Origin of the sequence: Paraglaciecola algarum, from assembly GCF_021532655.1 — a bacterium.
Lineage (GTDB): Bacteria > Pseudomonadota > Gammaproteobacteria > Enterobacterales > Alteromonadaceae > Paraglaciecola > Paraglaciecola algarum.
The window spans coordinates 375,844-390,167 of record NZ_JAKGAS010000003.1 but is presented as its reverse complement, the minus strand read 5'-3'; the positions used below and the strand labels follow the sequence as shown (position 1 = coordinate 390,167).

Sequence of the window (14,324 nt, the reverse complement as noted above, 5' to 3'; positions counted from 1 at the left end):
CTATGAATCCTAACTAGGCTTGTTTAAAGTTTTAAAATTAGGCCACAATTGACTTGTGGCCTATATTTGAAACCTTGAGTTAAACCAACTCTGCTAACATTTCATCATTATATTCTGTTAACGTTTCACCCGATTGTAATTTTCCAATGTAATCTGGATTAGCAATAAAGGGGCGACCAATGGCTAATAAATCAAAACGGTTTTGCTCGATAGCCTCACTACCCGTTTGCGCGTTATAACCGCCTACTCCCATTAAGGTTTTGGAGTAATTCTTACGTACAAAATCAGTGGCACTGCCGCTTAAATAGTCAAACTTCATCGAATCGTCAAATAAACCCATATGTAAATAGGCTAGGTTTCTTTTTTCTAATTGAGCTAATAAATATTCAAATACATCACGGTCTCGCTCATCGCCTGTCATATTAAAATAAGCGCCTGGAGAGATGCGTAAAGCGGTTTTCTCCCAGCCAATATTTTGGGCTATTTGGTCGACAATTTGTAAGGCAAAGCGAGACATGTTTTCTGGTGTTTGACCATATTCGTCAGTACGTTTGTTGGCATCATGGTGTAAAAACTGGTCAATCAAATAGCCATTTGCGCCGTGTACTTCAACTCCATCAAAACCAGCTCGCATAGCGTTCTTGGCTGCTTGAACGTAATCCTGAACTAGTTGTTGGATTTCAGGAATACTCGCTGGTTTAGGTGTGGTGTAAGTTAATTCACGCATTCTTGGTACTGAGTCATCTATCCTCTCTGCTGAGGGGGCTAGTACATATTCACCATCAAAAAAGTACGGGTGTGCCACCCGGCCTGTATGCCAAAGTTGCAAAAATATTTTACCACCTTTGTCGTGGACAGCCTGAGTAACCTTACGCCAACCTTTAATTTGTTCACTTGAGAATATGCCGGGTGTATTAGGGTAACCTTGACCGTCAGGCCTAATGATAGTGGCTTCGGTGATAATTAATCCACTATCTGCCCGTTTGGCATAATAGTTAGCCATTGCTTGAGTCGGCACTAAATTATCGTCTGCCATGCATCGGGTGAGTGGGGCCATAACAATGCGGTTTTTCAATTGAATGCTGTCATTTAGGGCAAAAGGTTTAAATAGGTTGTCGGTCATTAGGTCTCTCTCTAATTTGAATGTTCATTCAAGATAGGCTTTCTTGAATGAACATTCAAGTTCTTTTTTGAACAATCATTCAAATTAGATTACAATGACTACTTAGATGAGATATTGAAGTAAATTCCTAAAGCTATGCGTAATCCAGAATTCAATAAAGAACAAGTATTAAGAGCGGCGATTAAAGCTTTTGTTTGCAAGGGTTATAACAAAACGAGCATGCAAGATCTTAAACAAGCAACTGGGTTACATCCGGGGTCAATTTATTGTGCTTTTGGAAACAAACAAGGATTATTAATCGCTGCATTAGAGCAATACAACCAAGATTCTTCAGCCAAGTTTATTCAATTAGTATCTGGGCACAATTCTGTGCTAGCGGGTTTAAAAAAATATATTGAAAATACAGTGTCAGAGTGTTCGTTAGACGGAGCGGAAAAAGCCTGTTTCTCTCAGCAAGTTTTAAGTGATCTATCTCATCCAGATCCCATAGTCGAAGAAGTCATTGCAACTAATGTAGAACAATGGAAAAACGGTTTTACTAACTTGTTCGAACAAGCTCTAGATGCGAATGAGATTGACAATTCACGTACGCCATTACAACGCACCCAAAGTGTGGTTATGGGTATTTATGGGTTAAGAACTTATGCTCATAGTCACCCTTCTAGCGACGTATTGAAAGAGTTAGCGCAGCAACTATTTGAAGATGTTTGTCGGTAGTTTTTATATTCAATACTTTAATCAATGTTTTATTCAGTCAACTTAGAAATGAGACCCACTAGTTTATGCCTAAATTACTAAGCCGAGCTGTTATTTCTATCTTACTATTTGTGGCGAATGTTGCCGTAGCTAATGAGTACCGAATTAACATTGATAATGATCTGGTTGCAATTCACAACAAGGCTGACAGTAAAAAGTCTACTCAAACGCCTAAAGCTGCGGTTTTACTGATCCACGGCTGGGCCAGTCAAATGAATGAAGTAGGTGATATGTATTTGCAATTAGCTGCTAGGTTAGCTGCTAAAGATTATGCTTCTTTAAGGATCAATATTCGTGGCGAAAGTGAAGGTGAAAAAAACAATTTTAAAATGACCAGTACTTTTGCTTCTCGGGTCGCAGATGCTCAAGCTGGATTAAACTTTTTGCTTGAGCAATACCCCAATACGCCCATTGCAGTTGTAGGTTTTAGTTTGGGTGGTGCAACAGCATTGGCGTTAACTGGCAGTAACCCAGATAAAATTAGTAGTGTAGTGCTGTGGTCTAGCGCGGGCAACCCAGCCAATATGTTAGATACCATGCCTACAGAAGTTGTGCAAAAAGTAATGAAAACTGGTCAAGCAATATTACAGCAATGGGTAGACTTGACCATTACTCGCAAACATCTACAAGGTATGCAAGGGCATGATATTTTTAGCCCATTAGCCGAATATACTGGTGCTTTGTTGTCAATTCGAGGAAGTGATGACTATGTGCCAGTACAAGAGCCTAAAATCTTTGCCAGCGCTAACGCCTCGCCTGAAGAGTCTGTGCTGATCAGTGGTGCAGATCATATTTATCATTCTTTGTCTGCTGATAAGCAATATGTTGAACGGGTTTTAACACACACTATTAGATGGTTTAACGATACGCTTAATGAAAAAAACTGTCTTTAGTCAACACGCTTAATAGAATAGAGATAATAGTGATTTCCAAAAAAATACGTGAACTTTTTGCTTCTATGATGGAAGCCCAGCCACAAGGTACACCTGTCACCTATGAGCCTGAAACTGAACAATACACTGGATATTTTAACCAAGCTTTAGTCAACAAGTTCATTGACCAAGGTTTGTTAGAGCTGGTGGATAATCAAGACGGTTTAATCTGTATCATTATGAATAATCGCGATGATTTTTTAAGTGGGTTTTCTTCAGGTGTGAGTGAGGCCAGGTTAGGCAGAGACCAATCTTATGCAGACTACAACGCCAACCCTTTTGCTTTTTCGGTGGGGTATGAGCATTTTTTATCTCTGAATAAAAAACCTCGATTATTAGTGGGTTACATTTGCCATGGTTTTATCAATGATGATACGAGTGAAATACATGTACAGTAAATTTGTTTTGGTTAGTCTGACCTATAAGTAGCAATAACAGTGATAAATAAAAAAAACGACTGGAATAGCCAGTATCAAGATGAAGGATTTTTTATCCTTCGAAACTATTTTACTGTAGCTGAAATATCATCACTTAGAAAAGTCATCTTAAAATTTCATGAAGCATGGAAACACGATAATAAAACTTTTTACCAAGAAGAGGCCTTTAATTCTTCGTTAATTACTGGCAGTCAGTATTTGCTTGGGGAAGATAGGGTAAAGCTGTTCAACTTTATCAGCTCAGCTAAAATGATGCAGGTGATTAATTTGTTAATTCCGACAAGCCCTGCTTTTATGAACACCCAATTATTTTTTAATCCTGTGCGGCCAGAACAAAAAGATTTCTGGCATCGAGATTGTCAATATGATCATGATCTTGCAGGGCAAAAAAAGGCTATTCAAGAAACCCAAGTGGTGCACCTACGAGTGCCTTTATTTGATGAGTTGGGCATGGAATTAGTACCAGGAACTCACAAACGCTGGGATAATCAAGAAGAGCACGATGTACGCCAAGAAGAAAATGGAAAATTGAGTAGTGATGATCTTTCTTTAGGCAAAAAAATACCTTTGGCAGCTGGGGATTTATTAGTGTTTTCGGCAGACATGATCCACCGTGGTTTATACGGAATGGACAGGTTAGCGTGGGATATTTTAGTGTTTGATCCGGCAGGTGATTTTGCTGATTATGTAGATGATGATTGTTTACCGACTGTCTCCATGCTCAAACAAATTGATGACCCAAGATTATTTGAAAACACTATGAAGTTAAAAGACTTGGTCTAAATGAGTAACTTTGATACAAGATTTTTCTAGAAAAATATAAGACCTTGATAATAAACTTAATAAAAAACTCGGGAAGTATTATGCAGAAGATTGTTTTAATTTTGAGTGTATGGCTAATTGTTAGTGGCTGTGCAGCAACACCTGAAAAACCTTTAGCTATTCAGTCCAATATACAAACGGATGAATGGGCAGTGAAATGGTGGATGCCTCGCCACGAAGAAAAGTTAGCCTTAAAAGATAAAATGGGTCAAGTTGATTTGGTATTTTTGGGTGACTCCATCACCCATGCTTTTGATAACAAGGGCCAAAAAATATGGCAGCAATATTATGCCCCGCGTAATGGATTAAATATTGGTTTTAGTGGAGACCGAACTGAAAATGTTTTGTGGCGCTTAGATAATGGGGCGATTGACGGCATAGATCCTAAGCTAGTTGTTCTAATGATAGGCACCAATAATACCGGCCATAGACAAGATAAACCGGCCGACACTGCTTTAGGGATTAAACATATTTTAACTTCCCTTAAAACTAAACTTCCTAACTCAAAAATATTGTTATTGGCTATATTTCCCCGTGGTGCAAGTGTTGAAGATCCACTACGTAAAATAAATGATGATATTAACGCCATTATCAAAAATTATCATGATGGAAAACGAGTACATTATTTAGATATTAATCATGTTTTTCTTGATGAAAAAGGCAATTTAAGTCAGTCAGTAATGAAAGACTTATTGCACCCAAACCAAGACCAATACAAAGTTTGGGCCCAAGCCATTGAGCCTAAAGTACGTGCTTTAATAAAATAGAATGATCAAAGTTTAACGCACCAGGGCGGGTTATTTGTTCTGGTGCTGCTAAAGCCAAATCGATGACGCTTGGTTTAGTCTATGGCTTTAGTTTTGTATATCTTGCTTGCCCTTTGTAACTTGTTTGTCCTTGGTAAATAGTGACTGTAATTCTTCTCTTCCTTGTTTGGTAACGTCAATTACTTGTTGTAAGTCCATTTTTTCGGTATAGGTTTTTTCTAATAGTTGTTTGTCATGGCGGGCAAATATATGCACCATATTCTTGGCTTCATCATCTTGATAACCATATTCCTTAAGTAATAATTCAGCTGATTCTAGTCCACCTGCAAACAATTCCCTTACCACGTTCTTAATGCCTAACCTTGAATATTCGGTTGCGATAAAGCGGTTTCTAGCTCTGGCAATAATTTTAATCTTGGGATATTCGTTTTTTACAATTTTCGCTAACTTTATGGCTTCTTGATCATTATCTATGGCAATTAATATCACTCGTGCGTGTTCTATGCCTGCTGTTTTTAATAAATCTAGGCGGCTAGCGTCACCATAGAATACTTTACTACCAAACTGCTTAAGAAACTCAATATGTTGAGCATCTTTATCCAGAGCAGTAAAAGGAATGTTATTGGCTGCTAATATACGTGCGCTGATTTGCCCAAATCTACCGAAACCCGCAATGATCACCTGAGGTTCATCTAGGTCACTATTTGTATCGTATACAGGTGGGCAGTTCTTACTATTAAACCAAATACTGTGCAAAATGACTAAAGGCGAGGTGAGGGCCATAGAAATCCCCACAATTAACGTGACTTGGTTCGCAAGGTGGGGCTCAAGTACGCCATTACCTGCTGCTTGTGTCATCACCACAAAGGCAAATTCGCCTCCTTGAGATAACATTAAACCTATGCGAATAGCATCGGTTTTACTTTGCTTTGCCAGTTTTAAAATACTATATATAACACCCGTTTTCACCACTACTAACAACAGGGCCGAGGACAAAATAAATATGGGTTCACTGACTAATAAACCTAAGTCTAAATTCATACCTATGGCGATAAAAAATAAGCCTAAAAGTAATCCTTTAAATGGTTCTATCTCAGTTTCTAATTGATGTCTGAAGCTTGAATTGGCTAACAATATGCCGGCGATAAAAGCCCCCATTCCCATGGATAGTCCAGCTTCTTGCATACCTAAAGCTGTGGCCATGACAATGAGTAGAGCAGCCGAAGTCATGACTTCGGTGCTGCCGTAATTTGAGATTAAGCGTAAAAATGGATTAATAAAATAGCGACCTATAATGAGTACTAAACCAATGACTCCCACGCTTACCCACCAAGCTGGAGAGGTGTTATCTGTATTGGTTGACAGACCTTCAACTAAAAGCAAAATTGGAATAACCGCTAAGTCTTGCATCAATAACATGGCGAACCCCTGTTTGCCAGGTGGAGCTTTTAAAACCTTATACTCAGCCATTAATTGCAATGCAAACGCTGTAGAGGATAAAGCTAAAGCTAACCCCACCACAACAGAGGTGATTAAGGAGTAAGATAGAATTAGGTGCATAATTGTCGTAATGATTACGGCGCTGGTGAGCAATTGACCGCCACCAGATAAAAGGATTTGCTGACGCATTTTCCATAATTTTTCAGGTTCTAGTTCTAAGCCAATCACAAAAAGTAAAAAGACCACTCCTAGCTCGGCAAAGTGCAGAATAATATCTGGGTGGTTAACCCAATTCATTACAGCAGGGCCAATAATTACACCGGCGACTAGATAACCTAAGATAGCGCCTAATTTTAATTTTTTGAATATGGGAATGGCAACAACGGTTGCAGCCAAAAACACCATTCCAGATGCGAGTAAACTCATTTCCCAATCCTAAGTGTTTTTTAGTAAGTTTTGATTATTAGAATAACAGAGCCACTCATTTTATTGTCTTAAAAATGTAAACTGACTTGGCTCGTTTTTGAGATTCACTCATATATGATTTGTCATATATTTTGTCGTAGCCCTACTTTATGTATGTTAATTGCCTATGGCAACAAAATTTATTCACTTGTTTAATAATCATTAAATGAAGGTATGTTCATCATGATAGCCATTCATCACAACCCTGGTTGCGGCACTCCCGTAACGTTTTGAAAATCATTCAAGACGCAGAATATCAGCCACAAGTCATTGAATATTTACAAGAAGACTGGACCATACAGTAAAGAAAATGGCGAATTAATTATTACTAAAACAGGAGAACGCCTAGTTTAATTCACTGAAATTTAAAAGTTGCTATCAAGTTTGCTGATGCTAAGGTTAATACAAATTTGAAATGGAGCCACTTCAGGGCTCCATTGTACTTTTAGTTTGATGATACTTGATACATTTGATTGCTACGCACATAGACCAAAGTGGGTTCTTTTACATTTGAAATAACATGCTTAAATTGACTGGTAGAACTAAAGTAACTGCCTGCGGTTAAGGATTTAGTACTTGCAGTCTCTGTTGATTGATAGTCAATTTCGCCTTTAATAACTATGGCTTTAAACTCTGTCGCTGGGGTTGTGATAACGCCTGAAAAACCTGCAGGAATTTTTAGCATAGTTCCGGCTAAAGAGCCAGATTTTGGGCTGCCCCAAAGCAAGGTGATTTCTATATCTTGTCCAACTATAGGTTTCATATAAGTTTGGTCTAACCAAACCATATTAGATTGATGTAAATTGATAGGGCGTTCGCCGTTGTCAAATTGTTCAGCAGGTGATTTAACTAAATACGGGCCACTATCTATTTCTAAATAAATAAGATTTTCTGACTCGTTAGCGGCAGTAATATGATTTTCACCTGCAGGCTGAGTCCAAAACGAACCGGTTGGCATCCAAATACTTTTAGCGTTTGGATCGCCATTAAACATCGCGCCTTTAATAACAACTCCCCGGTAGCTAATATTGTGAATGTGGGGTGGAGAAGAAAAACCTTTGTTAAATTTAACTAACATGCCTGTTGCAACGTTTTTAGTTCTATCTCCCCATAAATCAGCGGCTCCAGGGCTTTTGTCTCCTCGAAGTGGGTTTAGATAGCCCCAATTTATATCTGCTGCAGGTACAAGTTTAGATACTGGCTTTGAAGCGTTAACTGGAGCTGCATTACTGATACAATTTAGAGATAAAGCCAGTGTCAAAATAGTTGTTTTTAAAAACATAAAAAGGGCCCGTAAGTCGTTACTTAATGGATTACAAGATCATAACTATTTAGTTGACTAATAATAATGGGTATAAAATATAAACACTTTCAATAATATATTGATAATTAGTGTGCTTTTTATGTCTAGGCCGGCTTAGTTTTAACTTACGGCGATTGGATTTTCACTCTAATTATTCTGTTGGTACTGCTTTGATGGATTAATAAGTCACCATCCCGCGTAGGTCGCATATGGCGAATGATGCCTGCATACACATCGCCAGATGGGATAGGCCAACTCTGAAAGGTTTCTGTTTTAGGATCAAAGCGTACTAGAGGATCAGGACGCATGCCAGACTCGTTAAACCAAACAATATCATCAACCACTGCTATGGCGTATGGATGAGACTTTTTACCACTTGGTGTTGGCCACTCTTTAATGTTATCAGTGGTTGGATTGTAGCGGCCTAGTTTTCCTTGTGAGGAATTGACGTACCAAATTGTGCCGTCGCTCGCTATGTCTAAGCGGCGCACTCGGGTGGCAGAATTAGGTAATAGCACTTCCGTTAACTGCATAGTATTTTGGTCAACTTTGATTAAACAGTTATTACCGTTGCAGGCTACCCAGGGATTTCCCTTGGCATCAATTTTAATACCATAAGGTTTGGATTTTGGCCTAGGTAAAGTGACTAGTTTGATGTCTCCGGTGTTGGGATTCAAACGACCTATAAAGTTACTGTGTTGGGCCGTGAACCAAAGTATACCATTTGCGTCAAACACTGCTGTGTGTGGATCTTTGGCGTTTGGGTTAGGCATGTTGAACACCTTAACTTCACCTGTGTCTGGATCGACTTTGCCTACTGAACTGTTTTTATTGCCTGTGTACCATATATGACTATTTGGCCCCACTGTCACTGAGTGGGGCATTGAGTTCGGCGGTAGAGAATATTCTCGCATTTTGCCTGTAGTTGGATTGATGCTACCGATTAGGTTTTTTCGTTGGCCTGCCCACCAGATCATGCCGTCTGGTGCTTCGATGGGATCACGGGATCTTTGTCCAAGTGTAGGAGTTTGCCATTCAGTGAATTCAATCTTCACATCACCAGCAATCAAAGTGGGTGCACGTTTGGTATTTGGTGGGTAATTGGTTGCTAGGTAACTAAATACTTTTTGCTCAATTTCAGGTTGAGCGGTCAGGTCAATCATAGTGCGAGTGAGTGACTTCCAGTCACTCAATGTATATCCAGAACTTCGAGTAATTTGATTAAGCCCATGACAAGCCGTGCATATTTGTTCGACTAATACTTTGCCTTCTGTATGGTGTTGATTTTGTGTTAATTCAGCAATGGAGTGCTGGGAGAAAACGATTAAACAAAATGCCTTAACTATTGGTAACTTGAAGTGTATAAACCGCATTTTTGTTTTCCTAGTTTTTTATTTTGCTGTTTGAGACTAAATAAATTTAAACCAAGGGTGATGGTTTAACAAGCAAGCTTCCTGTATCTTCAGTAGGTAGTAAAATAGTATTAAGGTGTATCATGCGTGTTTATCAAGACTAGTTCTAACGTTACTGAATAATGGTACAACTTACTTTAGCTGTTTGAGTCGCACTTTTAGTAAAATTAATTTGTCGCTGAGTATCTTGAATATTGGCATTATTTGGTGCCAATAATAAGGCTTGATGAATGATGTGTTTGGCTGATTCATCACATCCAGCCATGGCGAGTGCGTAAGCATAGTTGTTTAAATAATCAGGTTCGGTTTGGGCAAAGGTTAACCCTGCATGAAACCATTTTAGGGATTCGGCAACATCAGAATTCAGGTAATGGTTTGCTAACAAAAAATAACTCAACCATTGTTCAGGCCACTCTTTAATGGCGCTTTTTAAACTCATTAGTCCGGTATTTACCTTACCGATACGCATTAAGTCATACGCGGCTTTGATGTAAATATGGGATTCTAAGTGTTGGCTAGTTTTTACGCTTGGCAATGGAACCAGCATCCAGTAACTGCTGCGTTGCCAAGTTCGTTCAAAGAGCTCGAAACTCATTCTATGATCTTCTGTTTTTCCTGTATTGAGGATTAATTCTGATTTCTGTAAATCATATCCCTTCACAACGGCGTAATGCCACATGGGTAACCAAGATATGGAGTTATTTTGCAAAACAATTACAGGGATCCCCTGACTAATTAAATGAATAATTTGCAGGATGGAGCCAGCTTGAGAATAGGGAACAAAGTTATATTGTCGTGTGGCTGAAATCATTTCTAACTGCAGGCTTCCTTCTCTACTTGGAATAAAAAGATTTGGTGCAAGCTCCGCTGGCGTAACGTTCATTCCATGGTAATTGAAGAGCTCAGCTAAGGTTGTTGGGCCGCAAAAAAATTGCTCTTGGGGATAAAAAGGCAGTGATTGAATATTTGCTGAGGCTGCTAGGTTTTGTGGCGGAAATAAACGAATATTTTCGCTCTGAGGCAATGTCTGACAAGCTTGAAACAGTAGTAAAGTGCTAACGAATAGCCAGCACTTTACTGTATTAACTGCACCTTGCACTAATTAGATTGGGCGAATAAATGGATAAACATCTGTTAAACCCATTAAATCTAATACAGCGACTACCACTAATACGGTAACAACGGTTCCTACAATCCCACCTGCTGGGGCTTCATTAAGTTGGGTATTTAACGCTTGGATTTCTTCTGGCGTCATATTATTGATTCGGCTTACAGCATCTTCTTCGGTCACACCTAGCTGTACTAATTTATCTTGAACCGCAGTCGTGTTAACCATCTTAAGAATTTGCTGTTTTTGATAAGTGGTATTTTGAATTTGCATAACACTCTCAGAAGTCACGACTTTTGCTGAAACAAACGAGGTATTTATTACAAAAAACAACGAAGCTAGAGTTAATACTTTAATAAATTTCATAATAGATCCTAAATAATGAATTGGGCTGATTTCAAAAATCTTTTCCACCATAACAAATATCAGTCTAATAGTTAAAAATATTACGTTCTTTTACTTACAAGCAAACACGCATACATGAATGATACAGCCCCTAGTTATTAATTATATTCAACTTGTTTTAACCAAGGCATATCTATCTTTGCAATTTCGTTAAAACGGTGGTCTAGTAGTCGAAATTAACTGGTTGTTAACATTTTAGGAAAAGGGTAATGGTATTAAATACGGTTCGATTCACCACCTCTAACTGGGTGAAAATACACACATTTGGAGCCTTGTTATGCATGATTGGATTCTCCCAACTCGCACTCGCTGAGCAAGATGTTTATTTTGGAACAGGCTCAAAACTAGGCGATGGTATATACCATGCCGTACTGAATGATGATTCCGGTGAATTGTCTAGTCCTAAAAAAGTGGCTGACATCAAAGCGCCAGGTTTTTTGGCTCAACATCCAAGTCTTGAAGTGCTTTATGCGGTTGCCTCAATTGATAAAAAGCCAGTTGTGGCAGCTTATAAAATGGCTAAAAATGGCCAATTAAGTTTTATTAATTCTGTAGAAATTGGCGATGGAGGCGGTGCACATATAGCGGTACATTCATCAGGCAAGTTTTTACTGACTGCTCAGTACGGTGGCAATTCTGTGGCTTTATTTTCTCTGGATGCAAAAGGTTCTCTAATCGAGCGTGCGCAACTTATCGAACACCAAGGTGGCTCAAACGTTGTACCAAATCGTCAGAAAAAGCCTCACCCACATTGGGTTGGATTTTCACCTGATGGACAATATGCATTTGTGCCAGATTTAGGTATGGATACCATAATGATTTATCGAGTAGCAACGGATAAACCTCAGCTCATTAGTCATGGCCGAGCGGATAGTGTGCCTGGTGGTGGTCCACGTCATATGCGTTTTTCTACCAATGGGGAATATATTTATTTGTTGAACGAATTTGCCCTTAGCGTGAGTTCGTTTGCCTATAACAAAGAAGCTGGAACAGCTACATTGATGAGTGTAACACCTACTTTAGATGAAGGATTAAAAAGACAAGAAGCCTTTAACTCAGCTTCTGAAATTTTAGTCCATCCTTCAGGTTTATTTGTGTATTCGGCTAATCGCGGCCACGATTCTGTGAGTGTGTTTCACAATAATGAAGTGAGTGGTAAATTAGCTTTACAAGAGACTGAGTCTGTACGCGGATCTTATCCTCGTAATATTAACTTAGATAATACGGGCAAATGGTTATTTGCTGCGGGCCAACATTCAAATACGGTTTCGGTATTTGCTATAGACCAAACCAATGGGCTGTTACAATACCAAACAGGTAAAACAGTAAATGTGCCAGAGCCCATTTGTGTATTGTTTAAACACTAAGCTAGAAATAATTTAAATTGCATGGCGGCAGTAAACTAATCAGCAGCTATTCGCAATGACTGCCTTCTTTTATGGGGAAGAAGGACTGTCTGTATTCACCTGATGTAGGTATCTGTACTCATTTTTCAAGATGAAACAATCGAAAGTAAAAAGCCACACTTATGAAGTGTGGCTTTTACTTTCAATAGGTTTTGAAATGAGGTCGTTATAAACGACGGCGACGAACTAAAAATAAGGTCATCATAGAAATAAATAATATGGATGTAGCACCTGGTGTTGATACATTCACTTGTTCATAAATTTGGCCGCGTATTTCACCTCCAGCAAACTGAGCTGTGTGTATATTTATGTACCACAGTCCGTCACGTAGATCTGAGACTTGCCCGTTAGTTAATAGTGTATTGCCTATTGAAGGGTTGTTAGCAATATCGATGGGTATCTGTACTCCGGCATTTTGAAAGAGTGTTGCTGGGCCATGGAAGTGGGCAGCTGTCAAATCAGTCAGACCACTCCAGCTAATTTCCCATGAAAAATCATTGGTTACATCATCCAGCCACATAGAAGCTGAACCAGTAGCTAAACTGCCTGTACCTACTCCTGCATTCGCTTGAGCTCCGTTTATCAGAGCGGAAAAATTAATTAAGGAGGCTTTAGCTGGAGTAACAGCTATAACAGCCATAAGTATTAGTAATTGCAAGGCTTTTGGCAGGTTAAAATATCTAAACATAGTGCTTGAACTCCGGTATATTCAATCTAAGTATCACCAGCACATCATATGAATCTTCAAGTTGGTAATCGGTAGAATTGAGTTAAAAGTGATGCCCAAATGGACGTATATAACGACGTATAAGTTAGGCATATTTTAGGCCATTAAAATAATATTGATTACTTTCAATAGTATGAAAATTAAGCTTGTAACTAATTGAAGTTAACTGTAAAAAATATTGACAGGTTTTGTAAAACTTCTTAGTTAAAAATTTATGTTACTTCCTTGGTGTGGTATGAGGTTCTTTTAGTTTAGGCTGATTGGTTATCTTTGTTGAAAAGCGGGATAATAAAAATTAGCATATACTTTAAATAGTCAACTTTCAGCAATTGGTTAGAGCCTTCTAGTTATAATATGTTGAAAGAAAATAGGGATTTATGAATCTTTGGAAATACGCTCATCGGCTTTTATTAACTAGATTGATATTCATATTTAGCATGGCTGCAGTGTTTGGCTCATATAGTTTTGCCGCTGAGAATAATTTGCGTTTTGTCATTAATGCTCCCGGGGCTGCACCTTATATTTATTTTGATAAGCAACAATCCCGTTATCAGGGAGTTGTTGTAGACTTTTTTAATAGTTTTAATAAACGTGATGTATTTAATGTTGAATATATAGACTCCAGTCGTTCGCGCAATGAACAGCTAGTGTTTACAGAAAAAGCCGATTTGTTTTTTGGAAGTTCGGTTTGGATAACCGATCCGGATAGATTTTTATATTCAGCCCCTATTATGACCCATACCAGTTTTCTTTATTCTACGAAAATGTTTGAAACCCCATTTTCATTTGATGTTCATAATCAAGCGCTTATTTGCACGCGACGTGGATATAAGTACCCTTACTTACAGCCTTATTTTGATAACAAAAGCCTACTTCGTGTTGACTCTATTAGCCAAACGACTATGACCCATATGTTAGGTAAAGGACGCTGTGATTATGCTGTAATGAGTCAAGAAAATGCTTGGGCTATTATGTCTCATCCTCAATTTTGTGAATATGAATTTCACCAATCTTCTGTGCCGATTTCGTTGGTTGGTCTGACATTTGTTATGGGAAAAAAATTGACAGAGGAAAGAGATAAAATTAATCAGCAAATATCTAGTTTCATCAATTCTGGCCAGAGAGACAAGTCTATGCAAAAACACCTCAGCCAAAATACATTTCCGAAACTTGTATGTGAATAGTTCTAAGTATGAGGGGGGTAAACCCTTCCTCTTGCTA

Annotated in this window: 14 protein-coding genes; 7 read left to right on the top strand and 7 right to left on the bottom strand. The window is 38.5% G+C overall.

The window, feature by feature from the left end:
• Nucleotides 1–79: 79 nt before the first annotated feature.
• Complete coding sequence (locus tag L0668_RS07905) at nucleotides 80–1,123, bottom strand: alkene reductase (RefSeq protein ID WP_235311584.1); 1,044 nt, start codon at nucleotides 1,121–1,123, stop codon at nucleotides 80–82.
• A gap of 135 nt (nucleotides 1,124–1,258) precedes the next feature.
• Between L0668_RS07905 and L0668_RS07900 the strand changes: the two genes are divergently transcribed.
• The 5 genes from L0668_RS07900 (at nucleotide 1,259) to L0668_RS07880 (ending at nucleotide 4,837) form a co-directional block, all read left to right on the top strand.
• On the top strand, nucleotides 1,259–1,840 hold the full coding sequence (locus L0668_RS07900; protein ID WP_235311582.1) for a TetR/AcrR family transcriptional regulator: 582 nt from the start codon (nucleotides 1,259–1,261) through the stop codon (nucleotides 1,838–1,840).
• Nucleotides 1,841–1,905: 65 nt separating this feature from the next.
• Complete coding sequence (locus tag L0668_RS07895; protein ID WP_235311581.1) at nucleotides 1,906–2,772, top strand: alpha/beta hydrolase; 867 nt, start codon at nucleotides 1,906–1,908, stop codon at nucleotides 2,770–2,772.
• Nucleotides 2,773–2,801: 29 nt separating this feature from the next.
• Nucleotides 2,802–3,209, top strand: coding sequence for a hypothetical protein (locus L0668_RS07890; protein ID WP_235311580.1), 408 nt, complete (start codon nucleotides 2,802–2,804; stop codon nucleotides 3,207–3,209).
• Between the two features lie 39 nt (nucleotides 3,210–3,248).
• Nucleotides 3,249–4,031 (top strand): phytanoyl-CoA dioxygenase family protein, encoded by a 783-nt coding sequence (locus L0668_RS07885; protein WP_235311579.1) that lies wholly within the window; start codon nucleotides 3,249–3,251, stop codon nucleotides 4,029–4,031.
• Nucleotides 4,032–4,111: 80 nt separating this feature from the next.
• Entirely contained in the window at nucleotides 4,112–4,837 is a 726-nt protein-coding gene (locus tag L0668_RS07880; RefSeq protein ID WP_235311578.1) for a GDSL-type esterase/lipase family protein, read from the top strand.
• A gap of 87 nt (nucleotides 4,838–4,924) precedes the next feature.
• On the opposite strand, the gene L0668_RS07875 is transcribed toward L0668_RS07880, so the two are convergent.
• The 5 genes from L0668_RS07875 to L0668_RS07850 form a co-directional block, all read right to left on the bottom strand.
• Entirely contained in the window at nucleotides 4,925–6,703 is a 1,779-nt protein-coding gene (locus tag L0668_RS07875) for a monovalent cation:proton antiporter-2 (CPA2) family protein (protein WP_235311577.1), read from the bottom strand.
• A gap of 484 nt (nucleotides 6,704–7,187) precedes the next feature.
• A complete protein-coding gene (locus L0668_RS07865) occupies nucleotides 7,188–8,024 on the bottom strand; it encodes a DUF4437 domain-containing protein (protein ID WP_235311576.1) in 837 nt (278 codons plus the stop codon).
• Between the two features lie 146 nt (nucleotides 8,025–8,170).
• Entirely contained in the window at nucleotides 8,171–9,418 is a 1,248-nt protein-coding gene (locus tag L0668_RS07860) for a Vgb family protein (RefSeq protein WP_235311575.1), read from the bottom strand.
• Nucleotides 9,419–9,569: 151 nt separating this feature from the next.
• Complete coding sequence (locus L0668_RS07855) at nucleotides 9,570–10,481, bottom strand: PA2778 family cysteine peptidase (RefSeq protein ID WP_235311573.1); 912 nt, start codon at nucleotides 10,479–10,481, stop codon at nucleotides 9,570–9,572.
• 78 nt (nucleotides 10,482–10,559) lie between these two features.
• Complete coding sequence (locus L0668_RS07850; protein ID WP_235311571.1) at nucleotides 10,560–10,931, bottom strand: PA2779 family protein; 372 nt, start codon at nucleotides 10,929–10,931, stop codon at nucleotides 10,560–10,562.
• 248 nt (nucleotides 10,932–11,179) lie between these two features.
• Here L0668_RS07850 and L0668_RS07845 point away from each other — a divergent pair, with 248 nt between their 5' ends.
• The gene (locus L0668_RS07845; RefSeq protein WP_235311569.1) at nucleotides 11,180–12,337 is read left to right on the top strand and encodes a lactonase family protein; all 1,158 of its coding nucleotides are present in this window, start codon (nucleotides 11,180–11,182) and stop codon (nucleotides 12,335–12,337) included.
• A gap of 205 nt (nucleotides 12,338–12,542) precedes the next feature.
• Here L0668_RS07845 and L0668_RS07840 read toward each other — a convergent pair whose 3' ends face one another.
• Complete coding sequence (locus tag L0668_RS07840) at nucleotides 12,543–13,064, bottom strand: CHRD domain-containing protein (protein ID WP_235311568.1); 522 nt, start codon at nucleotides 13,062–13,064, stop codon at nucleotides 12,543–12,545.
• 416 nt (nucleotides 13,065–13,480) lie between these two features.
• On the opposite strand from L0668_RS07840, the gene L0668_RS07835 reads away from it, so the two are divergent.
• The gene (locus tag L0668_RS07835; protein WP_235311567.1) at nucleotides 13,481–14,287 is read left to right on the top strand and encodes a substrate-binding periplasmic protein; all 807 of its coding nucleotides are present in this window, start codon (nucleotides 13,481–13,483) and stop codon (nucleotides 14,285–14,287) included.
• Nucleotides 14,288–14,324 lie beyond the last annotated feature (37 nt).

Coding starts and splice junctions, on each gene's coding strand:
- L0668_RS07905 (WP_235311584.1), bottom strand. CDS start 1,123: ATGACCGACAACCTATTTAAACCTTTTGCCCTAAATGACAGCATTCAA.
- L0668_RS07900 (WP_235311582.1), top strand. CDS start 1,259: ATGCGTAATCCAGAATTCAATAAAGAACAAGTATTAAGAGCGGCGATT.
- L0668_RS07895 (WP_235311581.1), top strand. CDS start 1,906: ATGCCTAAATTACTAAGCCGAGCTGTTATTTCTATCTTACTATTTGTG.
- L0668_RS07880 (WP_235311578.1), top strand. CDS start 4,112: ATGCAGAAGATTGTTTTAATTTTGAGTGTATGGCTAATTGTTAGTGGC.
- L0668_RS07875 (WP_235311577.1), bottom strand. CDS start 6,703: ATGAGTTTACTCGCATCTGGAATGGTGTTTTTGGCTGCAACCGTTGTT.
- L0668_RS07865 (WP_235311576.1), bottom strand. CDS start 8,024: ATGTTTTTAAAAACAACTATTTTGACACTGGCTTTATCTCTAAATTGT.
- L0668_RS07860 (WP_235311575.1), bottom strand. CDS start 9,418: ATGCGGTTTATACACTTCAAGTTACCAATAGTTAAGGCATTTTGTTTA.
- L0668_RS07850 (WP_235311571.1), bottom strand. CDS start 10,931: ATGAAATTTATTAAAGTATTAACTCTAGCTTCGTTGTTTTTTGTAATA.
- L0668_RS07845 (WP_235311569.1), top strand. CDS start 11,180: ATGGTATTAAATACGGTTCGATTCACCACCTCTAACTGGGTGAAAATA.
- L0668_RS07840 (WP_235311568.1), bottom strand. CDS start 13,064: ATGTTTAGATATTTTAACCTGCCAAAAGCCTTGCAATTACTAATACTT.
- L0668_RS07835 (WP_235311567.1), top strand. CDS start 13,481: ATGAATCTTTGGAAATACGCTCATCGGCTTTTATTAACTAGATTGATA.